This window comes from Marinobacter sp. UBA3604 (assembly GCF_002375325.1).
In the GTDB taxonomy this organism is placed as follows: domain Bacteria; phylum Pseudomonadota; class Gammaproteobacteria; order Pseudomonadales; family Oleiphilaceae; genus Marinobacter; species Marinobacter salarius.
The window spans coordinates 53,758-71,041 of the sequence record NZ_DFMB01000005.1 but is presented as its reverse complement, the minus strand read 5'-3'; the positions used below and the strand labels follow the sequence as shown (position 1 = coordinate 71,041).

Annotated in this window: 16 protein-coding genes; 12 read left to right on the top strand and 4 right to left on the bottom strand. The window is 57.8% G+C overall.

The genetic code is table 11. The annotated features are described in order from the left end of the window. Positions 1-31: 31 nt before the first annotated feature. The 4 genes from B2590_RS01270 to B2590_RS01255 all read left to right on the top strand — a co-directional run bounded on the left by B2590_RS01270 (position 32) and on the right by B2590_RS01255 (position 2,960). Positions 32-658, top strand: coding sequence for a methylthioribulose 1-phosphate dehydratase (locus B2590_RS01270; protein ID WP_286811154.1), 627 nt, complete (start codon positions 32-34; stop codon positions 656-658). Further along, positions 655-1,215, top strand: coding sequence for a 1,2-dihydroxy-3-keto-5-methylthiopentene dioxygenase (locus B2590_RS01265; protein WP_036206594.1), 561 nt, complete (start codon positions 655-657; stop codon positions 1,213-1,215). Before B2590_RS01270 ends, B2590_RS01265 begins: the two co-directional genes overlap by 4 nt. After that, a complete protein-coding gene (gene mtnC, locus B2590_RS01260; protein ID WP_041334974.1) occupies positions 1,212-1,904 on the top strand; it encodes an acireductone synthase in 693 nt (230 codons plus the stop codon). The genes B2590_RS01265 and mtnC overlap by 4 nt, the downstream gene beginning before the upstream one ends. Positions 1,905-1,994: 90 nt before the next feature. Beyond that, positions 1,995-2,960: a DUF3080 family protein gene (locus B2590_RS01255; protein WP_286811153.1), complete on the top strand. Its 966-nt coding sequence runs from the start codon at positions 1,995-1,997 to the stop codon at positions 2,958-2,960. Positions 2,961-2,996: 36 nt separating this feature from the next. On the opposite strand, the gene B2590_RS01250 is transcribed toward B2590_RS01255, so the two are convergent. The 4 genes from B2590_RS01250 to arsC are packed head-to-tail and all read right to left on the bottom strand — an operon-like array spanning position 2,997 to position 6,184. Beyond that, complete coding sequence (locus tag B2590_RS01250; protein ID WP_041334978.1) at positions 2,997-4,799, bottom strand: GspE/PulE family protein; 1,803 nt, start codon at positions 4,797-4,799, stop codon at positions 2,997-2,999. Between the two features lie 13 nt (positions 4,800-4,812). Continuing rightward, on the bottom strand, positions 4,813-5,181 hold the full coding sequence (locus tag B2590_RS01245; RefSeq protein WP_075195289.1) for a DUF2069 domain-containing protein: 369 nt from the start codon (positions 5,179-5,181) through the stop codon (positions 4,813-4,815). Between the two features lie 33 nt (positions 5,182-5,214). Continuing rightward, positions 5,215-5,817 carry an NAD(P)H:quinone oxidoreductase gene (wrbA, locus tag B2590_RS01240; RefSeq protein ID WP_075195288.1) on the bottom strand — a complete coding sequence of 201 codons (603 nt, stop codon included), beginning with the start codon at positions 5,815-5,817 and terminating at the stop codon, positions 5,215-5,217. A gap of 13 nt (positions 5,818-5,830) precedes the next feature. After that, entirely contained in the window at positions 5,831-6,184 is a 354-nt protein-coding gene (arsC, locus tag B2590_RS01235; protein ID WP_041334988.1) for an arsenate reductase (glutaredoxin), read from the bottom strand. A gap of 153 nt (positions 6,185-6,337) precedes the next feature. Between arsC and B2590_RS01230 the strand changes: the two genes are divergently transcribed. The 8 genes from B2590_RS01230 (at position 6,338) to B2590_RS01195 (ending at position 17,252) form a co-directional block, all read left to right on the top strand. Further along, complete coding sequence (locus B2590_RS01230; RefSeq protein WP_226909903.1) at positions 6,338-6,748, top strand: TlpA family protein disulfide reductase; 411 nt, start codon at positions 6,338-6,340, stop codon at positions 6,746-6,748. Positions 6,749-6,792: 44 nt separating this feature from the next. Beyond that, positions 6,793-10,275 carry a DNA polymerase III subunit alpha gene (dnaE, locus tag B2590_RS01225; protein WP_286811152.1) on the top strand — a complete coding sequence of 1,161 codons (3,483 nt, stop codon included), beginning with the start codon at positions 6,793-6,795 and terminating at the stop codon, positions 10,273-10,275. Between the two features lie 176 nt (positions 10,276-10,451). Next, a complete protein-coding gene (accA, locus tag B2590_RS01220; protein WP_036206618.1) occupies positions 10,452-11,405 on the top strand; it encodes an acetyl-CoA carboxylase carboxyl transferase subunit alpha in 954 nt (317 codons plus the stop codon). After that, positions 11,389-12,753 (top strand): tRNA lysidine(34) synthetase TilS, encoded by a 1,365-nt coding sequence (tilS, locus tag B2590_RS01215; protein WP_286811150.1) that lies wholly within the window; start codon positions 11,389-11,391, stop codon positions 12,751-12,753. The genes accA and tilS overlap by 17 nt, the downstream gene beginning before the upstream one ends. 88 nt (positions 12,754-12,841) lie before the next feature. Further along, positions 12,842-14,470: a CTP synthase gene (locus B2590_RS01210; RefSeq protein ID WP_036206623.1), complete on the top strand. Its 1,629-nt coding sequence runs from the start codon at positions 12,842-12,844 to the stop codon at positions 14,468-14,470. A gap of 2 nt (positions 14,471-14,472) precedes the next feature. Further along, positions 14,473-15,318: a 3-deoxy-8-phosphooctulonate synthase gene (gene kdsA / locus B2590_RS01205; RefSeq protein WP_041334993.1), complete on the top strand. Its 846-nt coding sequence runs from the start codon at positions 14,473-14,475 to the stop codon at positions 15,316-15,318. Positions 15,319-15,500: 182 nt separating this feature from the next. Further along, positions 15,501-16,796 carry a phosphopyruvate hydratase gene (gene eno, locus B2590_RS01200; RefSeq protein ID WP_085681114.1) on the top strand — a complete coding sequence of 432 codons (1,296 nt, stop codon included), beginning with the start codon at positions 15,501-15,503 and terminating at the stop codon, positions 16,794-16,796. A 183-nt stretch (positions 16,797-16,979) separates the two neighbouring features. Then, on the top strand, positions 16,980-17,252 hold the full coding sequence (locus B2590_RS01195) for a septum formation initiator family protein (RefSeq protein ID WP_036206633.1): 273 nt from the start codon (positions 16,980-16,982) through the stop codon (positions 17,250-17,252). Positions 17,253-17,284 lie beyond the last annotated feature (32 nt).

Below are 17,284 nucleotides of genomic sequence, written 5' to 3'. Positions count from 1 at the left end.
CTGATCCGGCGTGTCTGTTCCGAGGTGATTTTTGTTTGACGTAACCCGCTACGCCATTGCCGCGCAGTCCATCATTGATGCCGGCCGGTTTCTCTACGGCCCGGGCTGGTCGCCGGCTACCAGCAGCAACTATTCTGCGCGGATCGATGATGAGCATATCGCCGTCACGGTGTCCGGCCGACACAAAGGCCAGCTGGTGGCGGGTGATGTCATGGTGGTGGACCTTTCTGGTAACCCCATCCAGAGCAATGCCCGATCGTCGGCGGAAACACGTTTGCATACGGTGCTTTACCAGACCTTTCCGGACGTTGGTGCGGTGTTGCATACCCACTCTGTCAAGGCAACGGTGTTGAGCCGGCTGCTGCCCGCCGGAGAACCGCTGAAGTTACAGGGGTACGAGTTACAGAAAGCGTTTTCCGGGGTTGATACCCACGAGTCGCAACTGACCGTGCCGGTGTTCGACAATACTCAGGATATTCCGGCGCTGGCGGACCAAACCAGAGATTGGTTTCGTCAGCATCCTGAACAACCGGGTTACCTGATTCGTGGGCACGGCCTTTATACCTGGGGCAGGACCATGTCAGACTGCCTGCGCCACGTCGAAGCCTTTGAATTCCTTTTCGAATGTGAGCTTGAAACCATGAGGGTCCGCCGATGACAACCTTGAGTATTTTTGACCAGAGTGTGCCCGAATCCCCCCGCATCGTGACCGAAGACGCGGGCAAAATCGCTAACCTGTTGGCAGAGCACGGCGTGCGCTTTGAACAATGGGCTACCCGGGATCTGCCTGCAGACGCGTCATCTGACGACATTCTTGAGGCCTATTCCGGTGAGATCCAGGCGCTGAAGGAGGAATGTGGCTTCCAGGCAGCGGATGTCATCAGCCTGAACCCGGACAACCCCCAGAAAGAGGCCTTCCGCCAGAAATTTCTTGATGAGCATGTGCACAGCGAAGACGAGGTGCGTTTCTTTGTTCGCGGGCAGGGCCTGTTTTACCTGCATTTTGGTGACCAGGTGTACGCTGTTCTGTGCCAGAAAAATGACCTTATCAGCGTGCCGGATGGCACACGCCACTGGTTTGATATGGGGCCGGAGCCTGCGTTTACCTGTATCCGTCTGTTTACCAACCCGGAAGGCTGGGTGGCAGACTTCACGGGTGAAGACATCGCCAGCCGGCTGCCGCGCTATGAACGCCTGGCGGGAGTGGCTGGATGATCCGCGTGATCCTGACGGATATCGAGGGAACCACCAGTTCGATCTCCTTTGTGCATGAGGTTTTGTTTCCCTACTCGGCGAAGCATATGGCCGAGTTTGTACGGGAAGGTGCGGCGGACAGCACGGAAATCCGTGAGCAGTTGGATGCCGTTGCCCACACGTCAGGTGTCGCCAGGGAGGATATCGACGGGCTTGTTGAGGTGCTGGATACCTGGATTCGGGAAGATCGCAAGGAAACACCTTTGAAGGCCTTGCAGGGAATGCTCTGGGAGCAGGGTTACCAGCAGGGTGCTTTCCGGGGGCACATCTACGACGATGCCGCCGAGTATCTGCAGCGTTGGCATGATCGGGGATTGCGTCTCTTCGTATATTCTTCCGGTTCGGTGAAGGCACAGAAGCTGATTTTCGGTTTCAGCGAAGCCGGGGATTTAACGCCATTCTTTTCCGGTTACTTCGATACCCGTATCGGCGGTAAGAAGGAATCAACTTCCTACAGCAACATCATCGACGAATTGGGTGTCGAACCCAGAACGGTGCTGTTCCTCTCCGATGTCGAGGCCGAACTGAAGGCCGCTGAGGAAGCTGGCCTGCGCACGGTCTGGCTTGTGCGTGAGGGAGATCTGCCGGACACGAAGCGGGCGGTGGCTACGGACTTTGCAGGGGTCGACAGGTTTCTGCAGCAGGGTTGACCCTCCATGGTGCCTGACGTTCGATGCCTGATAATGCCTTTGGTGTGCCTATACCTTGCCGGCTGCGTGCCGGATTCCGGTGTTCCAGATATGATGGATGGGTACGTTGTGAGCGTGGCCGATGCCCTGGAACTGCACCCCGAACTCTCCGATATAGCTCCTGTTCCCCAGATCCCGCGCCGACGGGAGCGCGTTCTCGACATGCCGGATCTGGACATGGGAATGCTCGATTTCCTGTCTCTTTACGGGTGTGAGTTGCAATACGTGGTCGGCGAAAGGAATTCGATCATGGGGCGGGTAATGCAACCGTTGAATCGATTGCGTTATGAAACACGGTTTATCCGTGCCGCTGAGACCTGTATTTCGGAGACCGATGGTGAGGATATACAGGAAGAACTGGAAGAGGCCATCGCCCATAAAACCGAGTCGCTCCCCATTGCGATATGGAACGCCACCTGGGGGGTGGAAGAGATTGAGCGTCTGTTTACCCTGTCGCAGGGATATTATCCCGGGAGCGGCGATGACAAGGTTCTGGCGGAGTTGTCCTCGGGCGTAAAGCGAGTCAACCAGACGGTAAGAGGCCTGCTGGACGGCAACACAGATGAGCCGTTGGATTATGTGGGTGGTGTGCATCAACTCTGGCAGGCGGAACATCGTGCGGGTCAGTTATTAAACAGCGCTCGGCTGATCACAGCGCGGCTTGAGGACGCAACGGCTCTGTTGACCAGAAGAGTGGAAGGGGCACCACTTTGCTCGGGGTCGGAGCCTGAGGCGCCGCCCGACGAGCTCGTGGATATCTATACCGACGGTTACGGCGCTGATATTGAGGACTATCTCGGCCGCATTGAGCAGGCGAGGGAGGCGCTGATCAAACCGCTGGATACGCTCGCCGCCCAGCAGTCAGAGACCATGCCGTCTGCGTTCCGCGATTGGTATCGGCTCTATCTGGAAACGGGCAATACCGACAGTGTCTGGGGACAACTGGCCCGCGCCATTACGGCCCATAAAGAGCGTTGGCAGCAGTTGCTCACCCAGTGCGGAGCGTTTCCCCAGTAGCGCTCAACCATGTCTGGCATGATGACCGGGAGCGCATCAACGCTGGCTTTCGGGGGTTACCCGCAGGATTTCCTCGACCGTGGTGGAGCCGGCGGCCACTTTCTGCGCGCCGCTAAGCCGCAGGGATTTCATGCCATCCTTGTACGCATCCACTCTCAGTTGGTCCAGTTCGCACTGCTCGGTAATCTGCCGGATCAGGTTGCCGGACAGTTGCATGATTTCATACACGCCGGCCCGACCATAGTAACCGGTGTTTCGGCACTCCAGGCAGCCAACCGGGTGGTAGACCTGCTTGGGCATGGTGGCTTTCCAGGGTCGGGTCAGGCTTTGCCAGGCCTGCGCGTCCACCGGCCCTGGCGCCTTGCAGTGGGGGCACAGGGTTCTGGTTAGCCGTTGTGCCATTACGCCCAGCACCGTGGCACGAATCAGGTAGGGGGGGATGCCCAGTTCCATCAAGCGGGTGATGGCGCTGGGGGCATCGTTGGTGTGCAGGGTGGACAGCACAAGGTGTCCGGTCAGAGCGGCCTGAACCGCCATTTCTGCAGTTTCCAGGTCACGGATCTCACCAATCATGATGATGTCCGGATCCTGTCGCAGCAGCGCCCGCACGCCCGAGGCAAACGTCAGTTCGATGTTGGTCTGAACCTGCATCTGGTTGAAGGCCGGCTCCACCATCTCAATCGGGTCCTCGATGGTGCAGATGTTCACCTCGGGAGTGGCCAGTTGCTTGAGGGTTGAGTACAGGGTGGTGGTCTTGCCAGAGCCGGTAGGGCCGGTGACCAGAACAATGCCGTGGGGGTGATCGGTAATAGCCTGCCAGCGTTCCCGGTCTTCCTTGGAAAACCCCAGTTGTTCGTAGGACTTCAACAGCACTTCCGGATCAAATATCCGCAACACCATTTTCTCGCCAAACGCGGTTGGCATGGTGGCCAGCCGCAACTCCACTTCGCTGTTGTCCGGCTTTCGGGTTTTTATGCGGCCGTCCTGGGGGCGGCGCTTTTCCGCCACGTTCAGCCTGCCGAGAATCTTCAGGCGGCTGGTCACGGCCACGCCGACCTGGTCCGGGAATTCGTAGACGTTGTGCAGCACCCCATCGATGCGAAAGCGCACCTGGGTGACATTGCGCCGTGGTTCTATGTGGATATCCGATGCGCGTTGGTCGAAGGCGTACTGCAGCAGCCAGTCAACAATCTTGACCACGTGCTGGTCGTTGGCATCCGGGTGTTCGCTGGCCCCAAGGTCCAGCAGTTGCTCGAAATTCTGGGTACCGGCGGGGTTGGCTGCGTTGTTGCCGCCTGCCTTGCTGACGGAGCTCGCCAGTTGATAGAACTCAACGGTGTAACGGCGGATATCCTCGGGGTTGGCGACCACGCGGCGGATGTCTTTTCTCACCGCCTGGCGCAGGTTGCCTTCCCAGTCATTCTTGAAGGGTTCGGTGCTGGCGATGAGAACTTCATCCTCACCTATTTCAACCGCGAGAATGCCGTGTCGCTGGGCAAAGGCATAGGACATCACCCGGGCAATCGCGGGTGTATCTATCTTCAGAGGGTCGATGTGGTAATAGGGCTGCTCCGCCCACTCCGCGAGCCATTGGGTCAGTCTGTCCAGATCCAGGGTGCGGCCGGTTTTCTGGCTCTCCAACCCGGCCTTGGCGACCAGTTCCAGTGGGTGGCGCTGGCTAGCGGGCCCGCTGCCCCCTGTCTGGATACCAATGTTGGCCGAGAGAACCCGTTCGGCATCCTCCTGGGTAATCTCACCACCGGTGACCAGCGCCGTGCAGATATCCCTCAGGGTCAAGGTACTTCTATGTGGCGCGGGTGGATGAGTGCTGTCGGCCATGATGCGTTCCCTGTCAGGTTTCGGTAACGGGCTGCGGACGGTTCACCTTAAGGTGGACCATGGCCACAGTAAACAGCAGGAAGGTCAGCACCGCGATGATCAGAGGGGTGATAGCGCCTTCGCTGAGCCAGGACGATACGACGTACTGGGTAAAATAGAAAATCACCACGAAACTGAGCCAGATGTAACCACGGTTGTGGCCCCGGAACACTGGTACGGCAAACGCCAGCAGCGGGACCAGCTTTACGCTGAGCATCAGCGTGACGGATACGCCCTCGACCTGCGCGGGGTAAAAGGTGCTGACAAGCAGGGCCGCCAGGGTGGCCAGATAAAGCAGAATGGTCAGCCGGGCGGTTATTCGGGCTTTGGGGTTGTGAAGCATTCGGTGATCCGTTGTGGTTGAGTGGCGCCGGGGTTAGTGCAATTTCATGGCAAGCCGCGCAAGGCGCTCGCCAAACGTCTGGCATATGGCTTTTTCATGGTCGTTCACGGACTGTGGCTCTCCGGTGCCAGCCCAGTGGGAAGGGCCGTAGGGCGTACCCCCGGCGGAGGTCTCGTTGAGCGCGCTTTCCGAATAGGGCACACCGCACAGCACCATTCCATGATGCAGCAGTGGCACCATCATCGTCAGCAGGGTGCTCTCCTGACCGCCATGCAGGCTGCCAGTGGACGTAAACGCGCCGGCGGGCTTTCCGCTGAGGGTTCCGTTCAGCCACAGGTCGCCGGTGCTGTCGAGGAAATACTTCAGCGGTGCTGCCATGTTGCCGAACCGGGTCGGGCTGCCGATGGCCAGGCCCGCACAGTTCGCAAGATCATCCTTGCTGGCATAGGGCGCGCCGTCGTCCGGTACCGCAGGCAGGGACGCCTCGGTGTCCGGCGACACGCTGGGCACGGTGCGAATTCTGGCATCCATACCCTGCACCCGGGATACACCCCGGGCAATCTGGGCGGCCAATTCGGCCGTTTGCCCAGTGCGGCTGTAATACAGCACCAGGATATAGGGCGAGGTGGTCGCCATTGGAGATCTCCGGTTAGAGAATATTCAGGACATTTTCAGGCGGTCGGCCCAGGGCTACCTTGTTACCCCTGATTACGATGGGCCGCTCGATCAGCTTCGGAGTGTCGACCATCGCTTTGATCAGCGTCTCACGGCCAAGCTCGGGGTCGTCCAGGCCCTGTTCCTTGTATTCCTTTTCCCCGGTTCTCATCAGCTCTCTGGGAGTGATGTCCAGGGCTGCAAGGATCTGTTCCAGGATTTGCTCTGTCGGTGGCGTTTCCAGGTAACGTATAATGTCCGGTTCAACACCTTGTTCGCGAAGGAGTTCAAGGGTTTGCCGGGATTTTGAACAGCGCGGATTGTGGAAAATTCGGGTTGGTTCTGTCATGGTTCTCCCTCTTCCCAGGTCAGGTTAACCGCAAGTTTGTCTGAGCGCCGTAGTCTAACAGGAGGCCACCCTTTGCAATACCCTGCGCGATATCCTGCAAAGTACTCTGCACTGGTGCGTTATTCCACCAGGTTGTGCAGGATCGGTATACTATTGGCCTTGTTGCCGCTGGCAGGCTGCCAGAACCACGAGTTTGAAAAGTCGGACGGAACCGTACTGCAGTGGGAGAGCCTGAGGGGCCACTGGGTGCTGGTCAATTATTGGGCCGAGTGGTGCAAACCCTGCCTGGAGGAAATTCCGGAGCTGAACAGTATCGACACCGCCAGTGCAGTGGTGGTCCTCGGTGTGAATTTTGATGATGTTCGTGGCCAGGAACTGATCGACCTGGGGCGAAGAATGGGTATTGAGTACAGCATGCTGGCAGAGGATCCAGGGCCGCAATTTGGCTGGGAAACACCCGTGGCCCTGCCCGCAACGTTTATTGTGGATCCGGATGGAGACCTCGTCGAGGCCCGCTTCGGCCCGCAAACTGAAGAAGACATCAAAGAATTGATTGGTCGCTGACCTGGCCCCGAACCGCCATTAACCTGCAGGAAATTTCCGACGCTATGTCACAGACCTTTGTCCACCTCCGCGTGCATTCCGAATATTCCATGGTCGATGGCCTGGTGCGCGTGAAACCCCTGATCGGTCGTGTTGCAGAACTGGGCATGCCCGCTGTCGGGCTTACGGAGCAGTCCAATATGTGCTCCCTGGTGCGTTTCTACAAGGCGGCCATGGGTGCTGGGGTGAAGCCCATTATCGGCGCAGACCTGTGGGTCGAAAACCCGGACGAGCCCGACAACCCGTTTCGCATCACTCTGCTGGCCCGTAACAACGATGGCTACCTGAATCTGACCGAAGTGGTCTCGCTGGGGTACACAGAGGGGCAGCGTTTCGGTAAGCCAATTATCCAGCGAAAGTGGCTGGAAAGCCGCGCCGAAGGGCTGATTGCCCTGTCTGGAGCGCGACTGGGGGATGTGGGTAAAGCGCTGATGTCGGGCAAGCTGGACTTTGCCAGACAGCGTGCCGAATACTGGATGAACCTTTACCCGGGGTCGTTTTACCTGGAGTTGCAACGCACCGGGCGCCCCGGGGATGAAGATTGCCTGCACCTGAATGTTGAGTTGGCGGAGGCATTGGGCTGCCCGGTGGTGGCGACAAACGATGTCCACTTCCTCCATGCCGAGGATTTCGAAGCCCATGAGGCAAGGGTCTGCATTGGCGAGAGCCGGACCCTGGACGACCCCAGGCGGGAGCGTCGTTTCAGCGACCAGCAGTACCTGCGCAGCGCCGATGAAATGATTGAGCTGTTCTCTGATATCCCCGAGGCAGTCGAAAATACGGTGGAAATTGCCCGACGCTGCTCGGTCCCGGTGCGTATGGGGGAGTATTTCCTGCCGAACTACCCCATTCCCGATGGCATGACCATGGATGACTACTTCCGAAAGGTGTCGGAAGAGGGGCTGGAAGAGCGGCTGGCGAAAACCCTCAGCAAGGACGACCCGGAATACGACAGCAAGCGCGAGGCCTACTACAAGCGCCTGAACTTCGAGCTGGATATCATTATCCAGATGGGATTCCCGGGCTACTTCCTGATCGTTATGGATTTCATCAAGTGGGCCAAGAATAACGGCGTGCCGGTAGGCCCTGGCCGGGGTTCCGGTGCTGGCTCCCTGGTGGCCTACGCCCAGTTGATTACCGATCTTGATCCCTTGGAATACGACCTGCTGTTCGAGCGTTTCCTGAACCCTGAACGGGTTTCGATGCCCGACTTCGACGTCGACTTCTGCATGGAAGGCCGTGATCGTGTTATCGCCTACGTGGCGGAAAAATACGGCCGCGAGGCGGTGTCCCAGATCATTACCTTCGGCACCATGGCTGCCAAGGCGGTTGTGCGGGACGTTGCCCGGGTTCAGGGCAAGTCGTACGGGCTGGCGGACAAACTCTCCAAGATGATCCCCTTCGAGCCGGGCATGACCCTGGAGAAGGCCCTGGAGCAGGAACCACAGTTGGTGGAGTTCCTGGAAAATGACGAGGAAGCCCAGGAAATCTGGGAAATGGCCCTGAAACTCGAGGGTGTGTGCCGAAACGCCGGTAAACACGCCGGTGGCGTGGTGATTGCACCCACCAAGATTACCGATTTCTCGCCACTGTACTGTGATGACGAGGGCGGCAGCCTGGTGACCCAGTTCGACAAGGGCGATGTGGAAGATGCCGGCCTAGTGAAGTTTGACTTCCTGGGGCTGCGGACCCTGACCATCATCGACTGGGCCCTGAAGATGATTAACCCGCGCCTGGAGAAACAGGGCAAGCCGGCGCTGGACATTAACGAGATTCCGCTGGACGACGTGCCTTCGTTCGACATGCTCAAGAAGGCGGAAACCACAGCGGTGTTTCAGCTTGAATCCCGCGGCATGAAAGACCTGATTCGCCGCCTGCAACCGGACTCCCTGGAGGATATGATCGCCCTGGTGGCCCTGTTCCGTCCGGGGCCACTGCAGTCGGGCATGGTGGATGACTTTATCGACCGGAAGCATGGCAGGCAGCCCATGTCATTCCCGCATCCTGATTATCAGTATGAGGGGTTGAAGCCCGTTCTCGAGCCCACCTATGGCGTTATCCTGTATCAGGAACAGGTTATGCAGATTGCCCAGGTGATGGCCGGCTACAGTCTTGGTAACGCCGACATGCTGCGCCGGGCCATGGGTAAGAAAAAGCCCGAGGAAATGGCCAAGCAGAAGCAGTTCTTTCTCGACGGCTGTGAAAACAATGACATCAACAAAACCCTGGCGGAGAACATTTTCGACCTGGTTGAAAAGTTTGCCGGCTATGGCTTCAACAAATCCCACTCGGCGGCCTACGCGCTGGTTTCCTACCAGACCCTGTGGCTGAAGGCTCATTATCCCGCTGAGTTTATGGCCGCGGTACTCACGGCGGATATGCAGAACACCGACAAGGTGGTCACGCTGGTGGAGGAGTGCCGCAGCATGGGGTTGGAGCTGCTGGTGCCCGACGTCAGCCGCTCTGAATACACCTTTACCGTCAACGATGACGGCGCCATTGTGTACGGTCTCGGCGCCATCAAGGGGCTTGGTGAGGGACCGATTGGCAGTATTCAGGCCGGCCGCGCCGACGGCGAGCCCTACCAGGATATTTTCGATTTCTGCCGCCGGGTGGATCTGAAAAAAGTAAACAAGAGGGCCATGGAGGCCCTGATCCGCTCCGGTGCCATGGATAAGCTGGGGGCAGGGCGCGCCCAGTTGATGGCCAGCATAGATAAGGCCATTCAGCAGGCCGGCCAGCAATCCCGCAACGAGTCCGTGGGCATGACCGACATGTTTGGCGACATGCTGATGGGCGGGGAAGATGGCGATCCTTATTCCGACGTGGCGAATGTGCGGGAATGGCCCAAGAAAGAGCGCCTCAAGGGGGAAAAAGACACCTTGGGCCTTTATCTGACGGGCCATCCGTTCGATGAATATGAGAAAGAAGTGCGGCGGTTCGTGCGCTCATCCATTGCTGATCTCAAACCGGCTCGCCAGCCCCAGCGTGTTGCCGGCCTTGTCGTTGCGCAACGTTCCATGAAGACCCGTACAGGGTCGACCATGGCGTTTATCACCCTGGATGATCGCAGTGCCCGCATTGAGGCCACTTTGTTTTCAGAGGCCTTTTTCGAGAATCGGGAGTTGCTTCAGTCCGACCAGGTCATTGTGGTGGAAGGCCAGGTCAGCCATGATGATTATTCTGGCCAGATGAAGATGCGCGTCAGCTCGGTGATGGACGTTGGTACGGCCCGGCAACAGTTCAGTCGTGGTCTCAAGCTCGCTATTCACGCGGATCAGCTTCAGAACGGCCTGCTGGATAAACTGGACTCCACGCTCAGGCCCTTCCGTTGTGAGGGCAGCCCGGTATGGATTGAATACAGTAGCGATAATGCCAGTACCCGTATCGAACTGGGTGAATCGTGGCGCGTACAGCCCGATGACGACCTGTTATTGGAGTTGAAATACCTCGTAGGCGACCAGTCGGTAGAACTGGTCTATGATTGATACTATCCGGCAAGGTTCATCCCGGGTATGGCGGACACGTTGAATAATGACGTTTTTGTCAGAAAGCGGACTCATACGAAGGTCCGCTTTAGCCAATGCTCAGGCGCTGCTATCTTTGTCCAAAATTCTGGTTTGGCGACTTACATTCTCGCCTTGCAAGCAAATGATGGAACATCATGAACCCTAATTATCTGGATTTCGAACAACCGATTGCCGACCTTGAAGCCAAGATTGAAGAGCTTCGCATGGTGGGAAATGATACCGATATTAACATCACCGATGAGATCAGCCGGCTGCGCAAGAAGAGTGTTAGCCTGACTGAAAGCATCTTCTCGAACCTCAAGCCCTGGGACGTGGCCCGCCTGGCTCGTCATCCCCGCCGGCCCTATACCCTCGACTACGTTGACATGATCTTTGACGACTTCGACGAGTTGCACGGTGACCGTCGTTATGCGGATGATCAGGCCATCGTCGGTGGCACTGCCCGCCTGGATGGCAAGCCAGTCATGGTGATTGGTCACCAGAAAGGCCGGGAAGTACGCGACAAGGTAAAGCGGAATTTCGGTATGCCGCGCCCGGAAGGGTACCGTAAGGCTTTGCGGCTGATGGAGATGGCAGAGCGTTTTCGCATGCCAATCCTGACCTTTATTGATACCCCGGGTGCCTATCCAGGTATCGGAGCCGAAGAGCGCGGCCAGAGTGAAGCGATCGCCTTCAACCTGGCCGTCATGTCCCGCCTGAAGACGCCGATTATTTCCACGGTGGTAGGCGAGGGTGGCTCTGGCGGTGCTTTGGCCATCGGCGTGTGCGATCAGTTGAATATGCTTCAATATTCCACCTATGCAGTCATTTCACCCGAAGGCTGCGCGTCAATCCTGTGGAAGAGTGCGGAATACGCTTCCCAGGCGGCAGAAGCGATGGGCGTGACCGCCGACCGACTGAAGGATCTTGGGCTGGCGGACAACGTTATTACAGAACCGCTGGGCGGGGCGCATCGCAGCCCGGAAGAAATGGCAGAATCGCTGCGTGAGACCCTGAGTAAGGGCATTGCCGAACTCAGTCGCCTGCCGGCCGACGAACTGGTGTCCCGCCGCTACGAGCGGTTGACCCGATATGACACCGGCCGGTAACCCCGGCTCCGGAAGAGACTGGCCGGAGGTGCTATGTACTCCGGTCAGGCACCTGCCTGATCATTCACACCTTCGCATTGCCCTCAGCGGTGGCATGGACTCCGTTCTGCTTCTTCATGTTGCCACCTGGCTGTACGCCCATAGAGGCCAGATTTCTGCGGTTCATATCAACCATCAGTTGCAGCCCAACGCCGATCAAACCGAGCGTTTCTGTCGATCGATTTGCCAGCAGCTTGGTGTGCCACTCGACAGTCACCGTGTCACCGTCAGCGGTCGCGAATCTTCGGATATTGGCGCTAGCGGCGGCGGTGTTGAGGAAGCCGCCCGGAATGCGCGTTACCAGGTGTTTGAGGAGGTTCTGGCGCCGGGAGAGTTACTGTTGATGGCCCATCATGGTGATGATCAGGCTGAAACAGTGCTGTTTCGGTTGTTGCGCGGGACTGGCATGGCGGGGCTGGGTGGTATGCCGGTGACACGCCCTCTGGGTGCTGGTCGGCTGTATCGACCACTGCTTGATTTCAGTCGCGCAGAGCTTCACGGATGGGCAGTTCAGCACGGTATCGAGTGGATGGAAGATCCCAGTAATATCGATGAGCGCTTTGATCGCAACTTTCTCCGTACGTCGATTTTTCCTCTCCTCAAGTCACGCTGGCCGTCGCTGATCAGTCGTATGGGGCATACCGCCCATTCGTGTCGAGAGGGGGACGAGTTGGCTGCAAAGCTGGCGGAAATCCACTTTAAACAATGTGCCGGGCCTTCTGGTGAGCTTTGTTTGAGTGCGCTCGGTGCACTGTCTCTGGCGGAGCAGAAAAACCTGCTGCGCTGGTGGGCAAGGTATTTTCGTTATCAGCCCCCCGCCATTGCAGACTGGCCGCAGGTTCTGGAAGATTTTCTGAGCTCGCCGGCGGACAGGGAGCCGGAGCTTCGGGGAACGGGGTTCGTGATTCGACGTTTTCGGGGGTGCCTGTACCTGGTTCCCGAGTTCACGAAATTGCCTGCCGGAAAGCCTGTCCTGGTTCCGGATCAGGCGCTATCGTGGGGTGGATGGCGATTGACGCTGGCGGCGTCAGGTAAGCCTAAAACACCGGCGCCGGAAATAAGGGTATCTACGAGGGCAGGGGGCGAACGCATCCGCCCAGCCCCTGGCGGCCCGTCGAAATTATTGAAGAACTGGCTTCAGGAAAAAAATGTTCCACCCTGGGAAAGAGCCCGGCTACCGCTGCTTCTTGAGCTGGTGGACGGCCATGAAGAAGTGGTCGGAGCTGGCGACTTGTGGGTTTCCGGCAAATACTGTGGAGAGGCCCCGGCCAGTGGCTGGCGGATTGTTGTGGAGCGGGAATGTAATTGAGAAGGTGGCGCCTTTCTGGTAGTCTGGCGTCCCATCTTGAGATGACAATCTCCCTCCTTCACCGAACCAGACAAATCACGGAATCTGCATGACGCGTTATATTTTCGTCACCGGCGGTGTCGTGTCCTCCTTGGGGAAAGGTATCGCATCGGCCTCTCTGGCTGCGATCCTAGAGGCACGCGGCCTGAAGGTCACTATTCTCAAGCTGGACCCGTACATCAACGTGGACCCCGGCACCATGAGTCCGTTCCAGCACGGTGAAGTTTTTGTCACCGAAGATGGCGCGGAAACCGATCTGGACCTGGGGCACTACGAGCGATTTATTCGCACGCCGATGTCACGCCGGAACAATTTCACCACCGGTCGCGTCTACGAGGAAGTGATTCGTAAGGAGCGCCGGGGTGATTACCTCGGTGGTACGGTTCAGGTGATTCCCCACATCACGGACGAGATCAAGCGTCGTGTGGTTGAAGGCGCTTCCGGCGCCGATGTGGCACTGATCGAAATCGGCGGCACGGTGGGCGATATTGAATCGCTGCCATTCCTTGAGGCCTGCCGCCAGTTGAAGGTGGAAGTTGGCCCGCAGCGTGCGTTGTTCATGCACCTGACCCTGGTTCCCTACATCGCCACGGCCGGTGAGATCAAGACCAAACCTACCCAGCACTCGGTAAAGGAAATGCGTTCCATCGGCCTGCAGCCGGATATTCTGCTGTGCCGTTCGGAGCACGAAGTGGACGCCAGTTCCCGTCGTAAGATCGCACTGTTCACCAACGTGGAAGAGCGGGCGGTCATTCCGTTGCAGGATGCCAAGTCCATCTACGCCATTCCGCGCATGCTGCACGAATTTGGTCTGGACCAGCTGGTTATTGAGCGTTTCAGTCTGGATGCCAGCCCGGCCAACCTGGGCGAATGGGATGCGGTCGTTGAGTCCCTGATGAATCCGGAAGGTGAAGTTACTATCGCCATGGTCGGCAAGTACATGGAGTTGCTGGACGCCTACAAATCGTTGATCGAGTCGCTCCTGCATGCCGGTATCAAGACCCGCACCAAAGTCCGTATGAACTACATTGACTCCGAAGACATCGAGCGCGATGGTACCGGTGCGCTGGCCAGTGCCGATGCCATTCTGGTTCCAGGTGGCTTTGGTGAACGCGGTGTCGAAGGCAAGATCCGCACGGTGCAGTACGCCCGCGAAAACAAGGTTCCGTACCTGGGTATCTGCCTGGGTATGCAGGTGGCCGTTATTGAATACGCCCGCAACGTGGCGGGCCTGAAAGATGCCCACAGCACCGAATTCCGCGAACACACCCCGGAGCCGGTTGTGGGGCTGATCACGGAGTGGCTGGATGCCAGCGGCGAGAAAGAGGAGCGCACCGAAGAGTCTGATCTGGGCGGCACCATGCGCCTGGGCGCTCAGGACTGCGTGGTCGCTGAAGGTTCCACCATCGCCAACTGTTACGGTCGTAAGACCATCCGTGAGCGCCACCGTCATCGTTTCGAAGTGAACAATCATTTCCTGCCACAGCTGGAAGGCGCCGGCCTGAGAATTTCCGGTCGTTCCACCGACGGCAAACTGGTTGAGGTTGTGGAAGTGCCTGATCACCCCTGGTTTGTGGCTTGCCAGTTCCACCCGGAATTTACCTCCACGCCGCGGGACGGCCATCCGCTGTTCAAGGGTTTTGTTGAGGCAGCCCTGGCCCGTAAAAAGGAATCCTGATCATGGCGCAGAGTACGGTGAACGTCTCGGGAATCGAGGTTGCCAACGATAAGCCGTTCGTGTTGTTCGGTGGCATGAACGTGCTGGAATCTGCCGAAATGGCGATGGAAGTGGCCGAGGCGTACGTCGAGGCCACCAGCAAGCTCGGGATTCCCTACGTATTCAAAGCGTCATTCGACAAGGCCAACCGCTCTTCCGTGCATTCCTTCCGCGGCCCCGGTCTTGAGAAGGGGCTGCAGATTCTGGCGGACATCAAGAGCAAGTTCGGTGTCCCTATCATTTCCGATGTTCACGAGCCTGAGCAGGCTGCACCTGCCGCAGAAGTTTGCGATATCATCCAATTGCCGGCTTTCCTGAGCCGACAGACGGATCTTGTTGTTGCCATGGCAGAAACCGGAGCGGTCATCAACATCAAGAAGGCCCAGTTCCTGGCGCCACAGGAAATGAAGCACATCATTGCGAAGTGCGGGGAAGCCGGTAACGACAAGGTGATCCTGTGTGAGCGCGGCACCAGCTTCGGGTACAACAACCTTGTGGTGGATATGTTGGGCTTCGGTATCATGAAGTCCATGAATGTGCCGGTGATGTTTGACGTCACTCACGCCTTGCAGATGCCCGGTGGTCGCGCGGATTCAGCCGGTGGCCGCCGAGCCCAAGTAACCGACCTGGCCCTGGCGGGCATGTCCCAAGGGCTTGCGGGTCTGTTCCTTGAGGCACATCCCGACCCGGATCAAGCCAAGTGCGACGGGCCCTGTGCTCTCCGCCTGAGCCAGCTTGAGCCGTTCCTGGCCCGGGTGAAGGCCGTTGATGACCTTGTGAAGAGTTTCAAACCTATTGATACCGCCTGATTGGCGGTTTTTTTGCGTTCCAGAAGGACTATGGGAGTGAGCGGGAACGGCCCTACGAAAATGTGCGGAGCCATGGATGGCGGAGCCCAAGCGCACAGGGATGTGCTTGTAGCGTTTTTCGTAGGGCCGTTCCCGCTCGCTCTTACTCCCAATTTTGAAATCAAACTTGGAGACAGAGAAGAATGACCAAGATTGCCAACATTAAAGGCCGTGAAGTACTGGATTCTCGCGGGAACCCCACGGTTGAAGCGGACGTGATTCTTGAGGACGGCACCATCGGCAGTGCTTGCGCCCCCTCTGGTGCGTCGACGGGTTCACGCGAAGCTCTGGAGCTTCGTGACAAGGATACGAGCCGCTATCTGGGTAAGGGCGTTCTGAAAGCTGTTGAGGCGGTAAACGCCAAGATTCGCGATGCCCTGATTGGTAAAGACGCAGCTGATCAGCGTGCTCTCGACAACATCATGCTTGAGTTGGACGGCACTGAGAACAAAGCCAACCTGGGCGCCAACGCTATTCTGGCTGTCTCCCTGGCGGCTGCCAAAGCCGCTGCCGCTTCACTGGGCAAGCCGCTGTATGCTCACATTGCGGACCTGAACGGCACCTCCGGCAAGTACAGTATGCCGGTGCCGATGATGAATATCCTCAACGGTGGCGAGCACGCAGACAACAACGTCGATATCCAGGAATTTATGGTCCAGCCGGTGGCTGCGAAGTCATTTGCCGAAGCGCTGCGCATTGGTGCGGAAATTTTCCACGCGCTGAAGAAAGTGCTGAACAGCAAAGGCCTTAACACCGCCGTGGGTGACGAAGGTGGTTTTGCACCGGATCTGCCTTCCAACGAAGGCGCTCTGGCGGTGATCCAGGAAGCGGTGGAGAAGGCTGGCTACAAGCTGGGTACTGATGTGACCCTGGCGCTGGACTGTGCCTCTTCCGAGTTCTATAAGGATGGTCAGTACCAGCTTTCCGGTGAGGGCAAGTCCTTTGATTCCGCCGGTTTCGCCGACTATCTCGCTGGTCTGTGCGAGCGTTATCCGATTGTGTCTATCGAAGACGGTATGGATGAGAGCGATTGGGACGGCTGGAAAGTGCTGACTGAGAAGTTGGGTGACAAGGTTCAGCTGGTAGGTGACGACCTGTTCGTGACCAATACCAAAATCCTCAAGCAGGGTATCGACAAGAGCATTGGTAACTCCATCCTGATCAAGTTCAACCAGATTGGTAGCCTGAGCGAAACTCTGGACGCCATCAAGATGGCTCAGGATGCGGGTTACACGGCGGTGATTTCCCACCGCTCCGGTGAAACTGAAGACACCACCATCGCCGATCTGGCGGTGGCTACCTGTGCGGGTCAGATCAAGACCGGCTCCCTGTGCCGCTCTGACCGGGTTGCCAAGTACAACCAGCTGCTTCGAATTGAGGAAGCGCTGGATGGCAAGGCTCCCTATCGTGGCCTGAGCGAGATCAAAGGCCAGGGCTAATCGCCTGTGAAGGATGCCCTGTCGGCGGGATGCTGACAGGTAACCGATCCGGAAAGGCCATCGTGATCCTCAAAATGTGAGGCATGATGGCCTTTTTGTACAACTGGTTAGCAGAACTTGTTGCTAAACTACACTAAGGTCTATACTTACTGTCCGGTTGATGCATCGTAAACGGAATTCGCAATGAAGTTACTCTGGTCCATCATGATTATTCTTATTCTCCTGCTGCAGGTGCGCCTGTGGGTTGGGGAGGGTAGTTTTGCCCAGGTATGGGGACTGGAGAACGCCATTGCCGAGCAGCGCGAGGAAAACGCCGAGCTTTCAGCCCGCAATGAGCGTCTCTATGCGGAAGTTCGTAACCTCCGCGGCGAGAAAGGTGCGGTTGAAGAACGTGCCCGCATGAACCTGGGGCTGATCCGCAACGATGAAACCTTCTTCCTGGTGGTCGAGCAGTAACCCAGCCGCAAGCCAGGCCGATCAAAGCTGAC